General features: G+C 51.7%; 15 protein-coding genes. All 15 read right to left on the reverse strand.

Going from position 1 to position 12,687, the window contains the following annotated elements; translation table 11 throughout:
• Positions 1 to 6 precede the first annotated feature (6 nt).
• A complete protein-coding gene (locus PKH29_07005; protein ID HNX14585.1) occupies positions 7 to 411 on the reverse strand; it encodes a hypothetical protein in 405 nt (134 codons plus the stop codon).
• Complete coding sequence (locus PKH29_07010) at positions 408 to 827, reverse strand: hypothetical protein (GenBank protein ID HNX14586.1); 420 nt, start codon at positions 825 to 827, stop codon at positions 408 to 410. The genes PKH29_07005 and PKH29_07010 overlap by 4 nt, the downstream gene beginning before the upstream one ends.
• Positions 824 to 1,303, reverse strand: a complete 480-nt coding sequence (locus tag PKH29_07015; GenBank protein HNX14587.1) for a DUF4860 domain-containing protein — start codon at positions 1,301 to 1,303, stop codon at positions 824 to 826. The genes PKH29_07010 and PKH29_07015 overlap by 4 nt, the downstream gene beginning before the upstream one ends.
• Positions 1,300 to 1,623, reverse strand: coding sequence for a hypothetical protein (locus tag PKH29_07020; GenBank protein ID HNX14588.1), 324 nt, complete (start codon positions 1,621 to 1,623; stop codon positions 1,300 to 1,302). Before PKH29_07020 ends, PKH29_07015 begins: the two co-directional genes overlap by 4 nt.
• A gap of 4 nt (positions 1,624 to 1,627) precedes the next feature.
• The gene (locus tag PKH29_07025; protein HNX14589.1) at positions 1,628 to 2,677 is read right to left on the reverse strand and encodes a type II secretion system F family protein; all 1,050 of its coding nucleotides are present in this window, start codon (positions 2,675 to 2,677) and stop codon (positions 1,628 to 1,630) included.
• A 59-nt stretch (positions 2,678 to 2,736) separates the two neighbouring features.
• A complete protein-coding gene (locus PKH29_07030; protein ID HNX14590.1) occupies positions 2,737 to 3,912 on the reverse strand; it encodes a transglutaminase-like domain-containing protein in 1,176 nt (391 codons plus the stop codon).
• Positions 3,913 to 3,935: 23 nt separating this feature from the next.
• Positions 3,936 to 5,183: a BTAD domain-containing putative transcriptional regulator gene (locus PKH29_07035; GenBank protein ID HNX14591.1), complete on the reverse strand. Its 1,248-nt coding sequence runs from the start codon at positions 5,181 to 5,183 to the stop codon at positions 3,936 to 3,938.
• Positions 5,184 to 5,359: 176 nt separating this feature from the next.
• Positions 5,360 to 6,382, reverse strand: coding sequence for a uroporphyrinogen decarboxylase family protein (locus PKH29_07040; protein ID HNX14592.1), 1,023 nt, complete (start codon positions 6,380 to 6,382; stop codon positions 5,360 to 5,362).
• Between the two features lie 16 nt (positions 6,383 to 6,398).
• A complete protein-coding gene (locus tag PKH29_07045; GenBank protein ID HNX14593.1) occupies positions 6,399 to 7,508 on the reverse strand; it encodes a uroporphyrinogen decarboxylase family protein in 1,110 nt (369 codons plus the stop codon).
• Between the two features lie 98 nt (positions 7,509 to 7,606).
• Positions 7,607 to 8,143, reverse strand: a complete 537-nt coding sequence (locus tag PKH29_07050) for a hypothetical protein (GenBank protein ID HNX14594.1) — start codon at positions 8,141 to 8,143, stop codon at positions 7,607 to 7,609.
• A gap of 34 nt (positions 8,144 to 8,177) precedes the next feature.
• Positions 8,178 to 8,798 carry a DnaJ domain-containing protein gene (locus PKH29_07055; GenBank protein ID HNX14595.1) on the reverse strand — a complete coding sequence of 207 codons (621 nt, stop codon included), beginning with the start codon at positions 8,796 to 8,798 and terminating at the stop codon, positions 8,178 to 8,180.
• Between the two features lie 38 nt (positions 8,799 to 8,836).
• Complete coding sequence (locus PKH29_07060; protein HNX14596.1) at positions 8,837 to 9,688, reverse strand: DUF5685 family protein; 852 nt, start codon at positions 9,686 to 9,688, stop codon at positions 8,837 to 8,839.
• Positions 9,689 to 9,783: 95 nt separating this feature from the next.
• Positions 9,784 to 11,637, reverse strand: a complete 1,854-nt coding sequence (locus PKH29_07065; GenBank protein ID HNX14597.1) for a glycoside hydrolase family 127 protein — start codon at positions 11,635 to 11,637, stop codon at positions 9,784 to 9,786.
• A gap of 39 nt (positions 11,638 to 11,676) precedes the next feature.
• Entirely contained in the window at positions 11,677 to 12,126 is a 450-nt protein-coding gene (locus PKH29_07070) for an ATP-binding protein (GenBank protein ID HNX14598.1), read from the reverse strand.
• A gap of 92 nt (positions 12,127 to 12,218) precedes the next feature.
• A partial coding sequence (locus PKH29_07075) for a hypothetical protein (GenBank protein HNX14599.1) occupies positions 12,219 to 12,687 on the reverse strand: 469 nt, incomplete at its 5' end.

The following is a 12,687-nucleotide window of genomic DNA, read 5'->3' on the forward strand; positions in this document are numbered from 1 at the left end:
TTCTTGTTACGGCTGCCATACCCGGACTGCGCTTTCCGGCGCTGAAGCGCTCGCGCCGACGACTTCAAAAACCGTGTATTCATATTTTCCGGCCGCAGTGACGTAAAACGCGGCATGAAGGCTTATGTTTTCGTCTATCTGAAAAGCCATATCGTATTTCACCCGATCGCCCTCAACGATGCCCGGTGCTTCCGCAAGCGGATAAGCCGCGGCAGCGCTGCGCACAAATTCGGCACATTTCACCGTCGCCGCATAATACTTTCTGACATAATCGGCGTTTTTCTCGCTCAGCCGCAAATCCGCCCGCGCGGAACTGACCGCAAGCGTAGCAAATACCGTTAAACACAGCACCGCAAAAATCAAAAAGATAGAAATGATTCCAAGCCCGTAAGCGCCTTCGCTCCTTTTCATTCCTGCCCGCCACCTCCGCTCAGATCAATCATTCCGGCACTCAGGCGATAGATCTCCGCTCCGGCATCGGTCACGAGGATATCGGCGGTGCCTTTTTGCGCATCTACTGTGACGATGAGCTGATACTGTCCGTTTTCCGCGGTCTGATGCCAGTCCTTGTCATACTCCGCGGTAAAAACATTACCCGCGGCGTTCGCGCCGACAACCGACTCTAAATTCTTTTGATAATCGCCGTTCAAGAGTTCCGCCGCATTCTGCGCCAAACAAACCGCCTGCGTCAGCCGGGCGCTGTTTTTGCTCTCACGGTCGGCTTCTGCGAATAAGCCGACGCAGATCGCGCAGCAGATTGCAAAAACCAACACCGCCGACATCAATTCAATCATGATCAGGCTGCTTTTTCTCCCGGTATCCTTCATTCCGACATCCCCTTCAAGGCGATCAATGCGGTATTTGCGCTGCCGGATTCGTCGGTCACGGTTACGGTGATAAAGCCGCTGTCACCGGTGATCGAAAACGCTTTAGCCGGAACCAGCGCCGTTCCGGCGCTTTCGCCGATCTCCGCGTCCGCCGGACAAAACAACTCGCAGATGGAGCCGTCGTAAAAATAGATTTTCGTCACATATTCCTTGTCGTTAAAAGTGTTGCTCAATAACAGCGCTTCGCCCTCACCGAATTTTCCGACCGTAACTTTCCCGGCCCGATCGGCTCTGCGCACCCGGTTCATGATATAAGAGACCGCCATACGCCGACTGTAATTTTGGTTCGAACCGCTGACAACGCTCTCATAAACCGATATTCCCATCGCGGTCAACAACATCGCAAGCAAGGCAAAAATCAGCAGCGGGATTAAAACCGCTACCCCGGAGAGCATGTTTTTTCCGGCTTTTTTCATGGCTGCGTCCTCAACGTCACGGTCACATCCGGCAGAATGTTATCGCCGATGTATTCGTAATGGATCGTATATTTTTCCTCATTGGCAGATAACCCGTAATGGCTGCGCAAATATTCCACATCCGACGGATACCGCCCCTCCAGCGCGTAACACTGCATCGCAGCTTTTAAAACGCTGTCGCCGACAATCTTCCGGCCGCGCTCCGCACTCGAACGGTCATAGGCTTTTACGCCGAGCATTGCCGCAAGCACCGCAACCGCAAAGACCAACAGCCAACTCAACGTTTTGCGAAGCGAATGGTCTTTTTCTTTTATAAACATACCGTCACCCGATCGAATTCATGATCGCGGTAAGAGGCAGCATCACCGAGAGCAGCGCCAGACCCACCATCACGCAAAGCACGATCACAATGGCGGGTTCGACTCTTCCTACCGCGGCCGAAATGCGTTCATCAGCCGCTTCTTTATATCTGCGCGCCGTTTCCGCCATTGCCTCCTCCGCCGCGCCCGCCTTAATGCCCGCAGACAGCAGTCCCGCCGAGAGGCCGGTCATCAAGCCGCTGCCGCTTACCGCCGAGCTGAAAGATTTGCCCTCCTCCAACAGCTGAAGGCACTTCTCGGCGTCTTTGGATACTTTTTTATCCCTGACAACGGTCATCGCACCTTTAATTGCCGTGCTGTAATTTTCTCCTCCGGCCAACAACATTGCCGCCGCCGAACTGAAATCGGAAAGCGCCATTTCTCTTGAGAGCTTCCTGCCTCCGAAAACCGCGACTCCGATTTCGCGCACTCTCTCCCTGCCCTTTTCACGCGCCGATATCATCAGCAGCGCAAGGCCGGTACCTATAGTCAAAACGGCGATGGCGAATGCGATCCATTTTGACGCTTCTCCGAAATTCAGCAAAGCGGTCGCCGTTGCCGAGAGCTCGATGCCCAAATCTTTATAAACCCCGGCAAAAACCGGGAGCACACTGACCGTCAGAACCGTGACGACGATTACCATCAAGAGAAGCATGATCAGCGGATAAGTCACCGCGCGGCGGATATTCGACGAGATTTCGGAAAGCCGCTCATAATGCTCCGCCAGCCGTATGCAAACCTGCTGCAGTTTCCCCGAGGTTTCTCCGAGTCTCAGCATGCTGAGCATATACGCCGGAAAGACGCCGGTGCTTTCGGCGGCTTCCCAGAGCGGGCTCCCGCTTTCCAGTTTTTCATGCATCTTCCCGAGAATTTCGGCTTCGCGGCTGTCCGTGCAATCCGCCTGCATCGCGAAAACAGCAACCGCGGGTAAAATACCGGCTTTCATGATCATTGCAAGCTCGCGGTTGAATGCTCCGAGCTCTTCGTCAGTAAGTTTTCTAATTTTCGAAACCATTTTTATAACCACCCTTTCGCAGTTCGGCTGAAAATCTACCTTTCAATCCGGGTCACATTCTAATAATGATATTTTTCCGTATAAGTGACGACTTTACTGTAAAGTGAATTGAGCTTCGCATTGCTGCGATATGCCGCTACATAGGTCGGATCCATCATCAGCCATCCGTGACCGTCGTATAAAATAATACCGCTGATCCAGCCCTTACCGTCCAGCCAGACGTCAATCCAGGCATGGTAGGCATCGCCCGTGTAGCCGATGACCAATTTACAGGGAATCCGATTATAACGCAGCATTCCCGCCATTAAACTCGCATAATCGAAACAGATGCCTTTTTTGGCGGATAATACATTATCCAAAACCGGAATATAACCGGTCTTTACCGTTTTTGCAAACTCATAATCATATACAATGGTCTTTGTGACGTAATCGAAAATCGCTGAAGTCAGCTCCACATCGGTAGATATTCCTTTGGCGAGTTCTTCGGCTTTTGCTTTTGTGTTCGGCGCGGAGGCAAAATCGACGAATTGGTTGGAATATAAATACGGCAGAAAGTCGCTGCGCAGTTCGGCGGTGATCACACAGGAAAACATCACCGCATAGCTGGATCCGCCGATTCCCTCCACAATATTCACCGTATAAGTTCCGCTGCCCTGATTCAAAGGCAATATCTCATTTTTGTTTGCCGCGATGTCGTAGTTATATGTAGTGCCCCCGCTCTTGATCAGCTGGGCTTTCAACCGTCCCCCGGCACCGCTCCCGCCGTATTTGACGATGATATAACCCTCCGACAGATTGCTGCAGTCGACGCTCCCTCCCTCTTCGCCGGACCGGACGTCGGCTCCGTAAACGATCTCCCTCGTCTCGGGGGTATCGGGCGAATAAACGCGTTTGACAGGGCCGCTCGGGACAGACGATTCTGTCTGTGAAGCCGCTTGAGATGACGCCGGGAGTGAGGAATCCGGATTCGCCGTTTTCGACGATGCAACCGAGGTCTTAGGCGCAGACGATGCGGCAGAAGATATTTCAGAAGAAAGCGTTAAAACCGAATCCGCGGAACCGATGGAGCCGCTGCTCTGCGGTTCCGGCTGTGACATGGCGGCAGAGGCCGAAGAGGCGGCGGAAAAAGAGGAAAAGGATGAAGACGATGTCTTTGATACGGGTGCGCAGGAGCCCGTTGAAAACATCGCCAGAATCAACGCCGCAAAAAATGCCGTTATCTTCTTTTGTTCCATACTTTTCCTTAAAAAAAGAAGGCCTATTCGGCCAACTCGATTTGCTGAAGTTTATAACTGATCGTCATCCAGTTTTTACGGTTGTTTTTATAAAACGCGCCGATGATTCGCCGCATTACCATCTCGCCGTCCTCGAAGGTCAGCGCCGGGAGCATGATAACAAATTGCTGCGGACTGTATTTGGCCACGACGTCGCCTTTTCGCAGCGACGTCAAAATGCTCTCTTCCAAATGATCCATAACCGAAACCAGAGATTTTATCGGAGGCATTTTACCGGTCTGTGCCGAGACAGTCATCAAAGCTACATAAATTGAAAGACCCAGCCTTGCCGCGCGCCTTGCCTCAAGCCGGTAGGCCTCGCGGAAAAAGCCGTATTCGCAGTAGAACGCGCCTTTTGTTTTTTCCGATTCGCGCAGGTCTTCAAAAATCATGGAAAGATCCGTTTCATAATCTTTTTGGATTTTCATGATCTCTTCATACAGCCGGTGCAGTTCCTCGGAGGGTTTTACTCCCAAATTGCGGTAGAGAAGATCGGTTATTGTTTTGTATTTTTCCATTGCCGCCTGTTCTTTGCCCTGACGAAGCAGAGCGGTAATCAGCAGGCAATAGAGTTTTTCGTCCATTGAGTCGTGTTGAAGAGCCTTCGTGCAGTAATCCTCCATTTCCCCATACAGACCCCTCGCCTGCAGCAAATCGGATATGCTGTATACAGCGTTGAGATACATCGTATGATAATGGGTCTGGAGCGTAATTACCCAGAGTTCGCTCACCAGTTTCTGCAAAAAATCTCCGCGGTATAAACGCAGTGCTTTAGCATAGTAATCGATGGCCTCTTCTTCGGAAACACCCTTGGCTGCGGCTCGTTTGCACAGCCGCTCGAATTGCTCGACATCGACAACGCATTTGACCTCGGGATTGAGGCAATAGCTGCCGCGCTGAGCGATAATCAGTTCGCCGGAAGGGTCAATCGGTGCCAAAAACGCTCTTACCCGATAAAGCAGGGTTTTGAGGGCGCTGATGAGATTGTCGCTTTCGCTGTCGTCATTTCCCCATAAGAGATCAAAAAACTCTTCGTGCGAAATACGCTTGCCGCGATTGGTGATGATATAGGCAAGAAAATTCCACATTTTCATCGATCGGTTGGCCGCATCGGAGACGACGCCGTTTCCCGCGCGAATCTCAAAACGGCCGAGCATCGAAATATAGACCAGGTCGGAATTTTCTTCAGACACAGCTGCGGCTGCGGTGATCTTCCCGGGTTTTACATCCATCGTAACCCTCCTTTACGACTGCAATCAGGAAACAAATATACCGCCCCGGCCTTAATTTTTAATTGTACAGCCAAAGCGGTTACATTATATCATACAATTATGCCAAAGAAAAGGCATTTTTAAAATATTTTGCGGTTATATGTCCGAAAATATACCTTTTTATAGGCGCCAATGGATCATTTTACGGCTTTCTCGGCATATTCTTTCGCCAATCTGACATAAGTCACATAATCGGACATCTTGACGCTCGGCGGGGTCTGATGGTCGACCGAAGCGACATAACGCCCGTGCCGTAACGCCGGGAGCAGCCGTTCGAACTCCGCCCGCATGCTCTTTTCGGCATCGAAATTCGGGTCTTGCCTTCCGTTGAACATGCACATCTTGTCAAATCCGCCGACCCAGATAAAGTCGGGAAACTTTTTCGAAAGCTCGACGATATCGACGCCGGCCTGCCGTTCCAGCGGCAGAATGCCCTCCATGCCCGCGCCGATCAGCCAGGGTACCATCTTGGAGATATCGCCGTCCGAGTCGACGACGGCTTTGATGCGGTGCTTTTTGAGCTCGGGGATGATGCGCTGATAATAGGGCTTCATAAATTCGTCGAAGATGTCTTCGGACAGCATCGGCCCGTTGTTATACGACATGTCCTCGGCAAATGTCATAAAGTCGGGCTCGATAATCGCGGTGAGTTTTTCCAGCATCCGTAACTGCCAATTCACTAAGTCCTCACAGATCTCGTGATACATCTCCGGCTCGTCGTAAAACGAATACAGGTGCGGCTCAATGCCGAGCAGCACGCGCGGCCACCAAAAGAAGCCGTCCATGGTGAACCAGGTGATCTCGCCCTGCTGCTGCAATTTTGCGGCTTCCTTGAGACGTTCCTTGATCGGTTCGACGGCGTCGGGGAGAATCCAGCCGTTTTTGCGGGCCTCGCGGTACTGCTGAATATTATGAATGACGGGTGCGCCGTGAGAAATCGGTTTGGGCAGATCGGGTGTGCTGTGCTGCAGCCAAAACTGATAATTTCGGTCCATATTGAAATAATCATAAATCCCGACCCTGCCGAGGTCTTTCGGTAAGCCCTGGCTCTCCCAGTTTTGGACGGTTTTGTCCCACCATCCGGCCCATTCGATCACAGGCAGCCGGTCATCGGGTTTTTTGCCGTTAAAAATGCACTGCAGACGTTCTCTCGGTGTCATAAAAATTGTTCCCCTTTTACTTATGGTAAACGCCGTACTCGTGCGCCGTGTTGTAGGCGGCAAGCACGTTTTCCAGCGGGCTGTTGTCCTGAATCGCATGGGTCGGGGCAAACGCGTAACCGCCGCCCGGCATCATGATGTCCAGCGTCTCTTTACAGTTCTTGATGACATCCTCGACGGTACCGTAGGCGAGCGGCCCCGCGGTCGAGATGCAGCCATGGAAAGCCAGCCGGTCGCCGTAGGTCTTTTTCAGATACGCCGGGGCCATATTGGCTGCTTCGGGCTGCAGCGTATCGACAATGTTGATGCCGATCTCGATAAAATCATTAAACGCCCAGCTCGACGAGCCGCAGGAGTGGATCATTGACATCTTTCCGTAATGCTGTGCCAGCCGGGTGAACTTCTCATGGACCGGACGGATATGGCGCAAATACAAATCGCGGCCGATGATCGGGCCCTTCTGGGTGCCCAAATCTTCGCCCATCCAGAAAAATGTGATATCATCGTGAAACTTCTCAAACATCCGCTCCATAACCGCAAGCTGTTGATCGGTTTTGCGTTTGATATAAGTAAGCGTGGCTTCATCGTCGGTGATCAGGTTGACAAGCACTTCCTCCATGCCCATCAGCATACCGGTCGAGTTGATGATGTCCCCGACTCCGGCATGGCCGAAATAGATGGCCTTATCGGTGTTGGCGCGCAAAAAATCGCGGCACCCCTCATAGTTATAATCATCGGGATCGGGCATCGGCCAGTTAGCAATGGTCTCTTCGTCGGCACCCGCCAGCGGGAAATCACAGTAGTCCTGATATCCGCCCGAGCCATGCTCAACCCAACGGGTATGGATGCCGGAGGTGGGATCAACCGAGATACCGGGTTTATTCGACGGTTCGAACAGCGGTTTGCCGATATATCTCGGCCAAATGCCGAAAAAGTCGCAGCCGAGACCCATTTTTACGGCATACCGGTCACCGGGATCAACACCGAGCGCCGCCGCAACCTTGCGGTTGATGCCGGCATTGGTCTCATAATCGATCGGAACCCGATCCGGAATTTCTCGCGCAAACGCCGTCAGCACCCGCTGACGGGAAGTCATTTCGGTTTTTTTAATGTTGATAACGCCCATTTTTTAAAGCCACCCTTTCGCACCTTTTTGAATGTTTGGTTTTCCCGGCGAAGCCAAAGGACCAAACTCTCTGTTTGAAAAATTTATTTTTCAAATCCTTATCCGATCATTTTTTTCAGCCGGTCATGAAGCCGTCTCATATACAACATAATTAACTTTGACAGCGCGATATCGTAGAAGATAAAAGCAATGTTTCCGAGTCCCCACAGAAGCGGAATGCTGTATCGGCCGAGCACCGTGTCCTCAAACCCGGTCACGAAAAACAACCGGGTGCTCAAAAAGTAAAATCCCACCAACGCGAGGTTGAAAACCGCCAGCTTGACCGCCCAGCAAAGCACGTTCGATTTGATCTTCTCAAACGGGGCTTTCGCAATCGGGTACCACCCCAGGACGCAGCAAAATAATATTCCCGCCTCTTTATCGGTGATCAGCAGCATCGAAAGCAAACCCACCGCGGCAAACGCGCTCACCGAAGTTTTGAAACCGAACTCGATCACGAGCGGAACGAGCAGCATCCCCGCCAGCGCCGCCAGCGAATACGATGCCGTCGGCAGCACGCCCGCAAGCAGCATCAGCGCCAGCGCCAGCGCCGTGATCACGCCGCCGAACGCCACGGACCTTGTTTTGGTTTTCATCGCTTCCTCCGCAATTCAAATCAGAATTCAGAGTTTAACAGCACGTGCACAAGTCGCCGCCCATACATTCGCAGCAGGTGTCGGCGCAGCACAGACCCGTGCACATGTCGCAGGGGCCGCAATTATTTCCGCAGCCGCCGGTTCCGGTCTGGCGATAAGGCCCGTTTGGCTGTTGGTTGGGTGAACCGTAATTCCCCGAGCGCTGCCACTTGACGCGGCTTGTCGCCGAGGCGTATTCGTTGTTTTGAGGATCCATGTTGGCCGCGCGCTCGTAATTCGCCGCCGCCTGCTCCATCCAGCCGCGCCGTTCGAATACGACGCCTTTTAAATAATACCATTCCGCGTTTCGGGCCGAGCTCGGAAAGCGCTCCAACGCGCTGTCGGCACCCGCATAATCTCCGCGCGAAATAAAGCCGCGGACTTCGGCGAACTGCGTGCTGCCTGTGCCCTCGCCCGCGCCCGAATTGCCTCTGCGGGCAGACATGACGCGGTCATAGGCGTCATTGATCTGCTGCATCTTCTCTTTGGCTAAATCGGCCATCGGATTTCCGTTGTAATTGTCGGGGTGATATTTGCGCGCCAGTTCGCGGTAGGCGGCCTTGATCTGCTCTTCGGTGGCATTCGGGGCCACTCCGAGCACTTCATAAGGATCCATTTATATCCGTTCCTTTCATAAAAAATCAGGTTGTATTCTCAGTTTGTTTTGTGAAAATTGTGTCTGTCGTTTTGCTTTTTTATTTTTCCGGTGTCGGGGCTCATGATGTCATTTTGAACTTTAAGCGTCCCCAACTCTATTATATTATCGATAACAGGGTGATGATATTGTGAGGGAAGTTTATCATACCGCGCTGAGACCTCGGTTACGCACAGGTTCAAAACCTCGATTCTGCGTTCCGGACAGGCCTTGAACGGATTGAATCCGCCGCTCTTTTGATCTTTTTTCAAATCGTCCGCCGCGTCGATCAGATATACCCAGCGCCCCAGCATGTACCCGAACTCATATACTGAGCGTTTTCCTGCCGGATTTTGTTCGCAGCTTTCTAATAGTTTTCCGAGCGCGGCCGCGGTCGGGTCTGCGGCCAAGTCGATTCCGGAATCGGGGTCTTTTTCAACGCGCAGCTGATTTTCAAAACCCTCGGCGATGATCGCGCGCAGTCCGGGATAATCCCGCTCCGCCCGCTTAAGCGGTCTTTTGAAAAACGGTTTGAACAGTATTCGCAGCCGTTTTCCGTCGGCAATGTCGTCGCAGAGCTTATAATAGCTCATCACCACCGCCGCCGCCGCACTGAATTTGGTGGCCTCGTTTTGACACAAAGGCCGTTTTTTGGCCGGATTCACCGCGCACCGAAACGGTTTTGTCACTTCGTTCTCCCCGGTCGCGCACATCCGAAACAATGCCGCAAAAACAAAATCATAGGAAAGCGAAAGCCGAAGCATCGGCGCGTATTGCTGAAGGTCGCGGCACACCCCGCAGTAAACCGCCTTGTAATTATCATATTCGCAAACGAGCAGCCGCGGGGTAAACGGCTTGATATAACCAAACATATAAAGCCGTCCTTTCATTTGAGTTGGGATGTTTCATCTTTTTGGCGTTTAGCCAATAAGATGAAATTCCGGAGTCCGTTAAAAAATTTTCGGACTTATCGGCGCAGCCAGACCGACATTTCGCTCGGTCCGCGGTTTGCGAACGCATAATACGGAATCAATTTCAGACGAATCGGCTGTGCATTTCCGCTGTAAGGCCGGTAAAGCAGCGGGCTGCTGTCGTATTCACGCAAAGCCGACACTGTCAGCGTCTGCACACCGAGCGCACCGTCTGAACCGATTTCGCATTCAAGCGGAAGCTTGACCCGCACATTGTCGAGATATTCGCCGTTGTCAACGCCTTCGGCACAATAAACAACCGGCCCGCGCATCACCGCAATGCGTCCGGCGTCTTCGGTGACGCGGGTGTTGGCTTCATAGGCAATCGGCTCCATCGAAAAATCGAGTTCCACCGCGAAGTCGTCGCTTGCAATGTCGATATAGGCATATCCGTTTTCGGCTTTATATACAGCTTTGATTTCGGGTTTTTCGCACCAGCCGGGCAGACGGACGGCCAACTTTTTGCCTTTTGCGCCCGCAGTACGAATCGAAATTTTTCCGTCTGTCGGATACTGCGTGGCCTGCGTAACGGTCACGGCTTTTTCTCCGGATTTAAAGTTCGCATTCGAAGCGATATATTGATGCACAAAAACGGTGTCATCTGAAGCGCTGTAGATCATTCCGCCCAAAGAGGCGATAAACCGGGTCACATTCGGCGGGCAGCAAGAACAGTTAAACACCCTGACCCGTTCGGGAATCGGTTTATAATCCGGGTCTTTTGACATCGAGGGATGCCGGTCGCGGTCCCAAAGCGTGAGTTTTAAAGGATTGGTATAGAAAAACTTTTCGCCGTCGAGCGAAAGCCCCGCCAAGAATCCGTTGTACATCACCCGTTCGACGGTGTCGGCATAGCGGCTGTCGGCTTCGAGATTTAACATCCGGTCGGAAAAAAACGCAAGCGCGATTGCCGCGCAGGTTTCCGCATAGGCGCCCTTGTTGGATAAATCCCAGTCGACCGTGAACGCCTCGGAGTGATTGGTGCTTCCGATGCCGCCGGTGATATACATCCTGCGCTCGGTGATGTTTTTAAAAAGCGCCTTGCAGGCATCGAACAGCTTTTCGTCGCCGCGCGCCCGGGCATTGTCCGCCATTGCGCTGAACAGATACCCCGCGCGGACGCTGTGCCCCTCCGCGGTCTTTTGTTCCCGCACCGGCAGGTGGGCCTGACCCGAGAACTTGGTATATCCCCAGGGGCATTCCCATAGATCCTCCGGCGTTCCGCGCGTATCGATAAAATAGCCCGAGAGTTCGAGGTATTTCGGGTTTCCGGTCACTTTCCAGAGTTTGATCAGAGCCAGTTCGATCTCTTCATGCCCCGGCGTCAGATATGTGGGATTGTTTTTGCTGACCAAAAATACATCGTAGATCAAATCGGCATAATCACACATGATCTTTAAAAATCGATCTTTTCCGGTTGCCTCGTAATAGGCGGCCGCCGCTTCGATCAGATGCCCCGCGCAGTATAATTCATGCCATTGTCTGTTTTTAAATTTATTCGCCGGGTCGACAATTGTAAAATAGATGTTAAAATAACCGTCGGACTGCCGATGCGCTTCAATTTTGTCAATCACATCTTCGATTTTTGCCTCAAGTTCGGGGTCCGGTTTTTTATGAATGAGATAAGCGGCGCTTTCAAGCCATTTCGCGACATCCGAGTCCCAAAAAAAGTGCGGTTTATTGGGCTTGCCTTCCGCCCAGTCAAAATCGAATGCGGCAAAACGCCCCGTATCCTCAAATCGGTCGCGCACCGCGCGGATGGTCACTTCACGGTTTATTTGCTGCTTCTGTCCCCAAAAACCGCCTTGATCGATGTCTACATCTTGAAATGGGATATGTTGGAAATATTGCATAAAAAGCGAACCCTTCTTTTGTGCATAATTTTACTATTGTCAATCCTCGAATTTTTGATCCAGCTGCGCGGCTCGTTCCGGAGACGGAGCAAATACCCGCTCATAAAATTCCCCGTTTCGGCTCTTTTCATTTTGTTCATACCGTTCTTTTATTCGTGCTTTGCGAATTTCTTCGGGCGCTTCGACTTTTATCCATTTGAATTCGATTCCCGCTGCTTTAAAAAACGATTCGGCTTCCGTTCGCTCTTCCCGTGTCCAAAATCCCGCGTCAATCACGCTGTCCATTCTCTTTTGATCGAGTTTTTGTGCCGTTTTAAACAGATATCGCATACATCTTCGCTCAGTCTCAGCGTGTTTTGCACCCAGGCAATCGGTGAAAACCGTCAGCATCAATTCGTCGCACGACAGTAAAACGGCTCCTTTCTGAGCTATTTTTTCAGCTTCCGTGGTTTTCCCGGCAGCAATTTTGCCATACATCAGCGTCACCATATTGCACCGCCTTTCAGAGCGCCCCGCTGATCTTTTTAAAAAATAATGCGGGAATCCTCGAATTCCCGCACCATTGCTTTTAGAGACAGGGATTAGTCGCAATAAGAACTTCTGACAGACAACGGCCCGATAATCGGAACTTCAAACACGCGCCCGGTCAGAGTCATGAGGAAACTGAAAAGGTATGTACCGATGAGCGTAAACATGACCGACAGACGAAGCGTCTGGAAAATGTTCTGTACCGGCGGGAACATATAGGAGAAGATCTTATACATAATTGTGACCGCAAAAATAAGGATTACCGAAATTAAGATCAGCAGCATGTTCTGCACCGCCGCCTGCTTGACGTAACGACTCTTTTTCTCAATGAAGAAATAAATCAGACCCATAATACCGAATGTCAGGTAATTTAAAACGCTGAACAGATAGATCGGGATGCCGGTTGAGGATTTTTCGCCTTTCGGCATGAATCGGTTGAACATCCCCTTCTCCACCGTGAAAGCAAACGTCAGCAGAAGGACAAACAACGCTCCGATGAAGACGGCGTACCAGCCGAACATC

Source organism: Oscillospiraceae bacterium (assembly GCA_035353335.1).
GTDB lineage: Bacteria > Bacillota > Clostridia > Oscillospirales > JAKOTC01 > DAOPZJ01.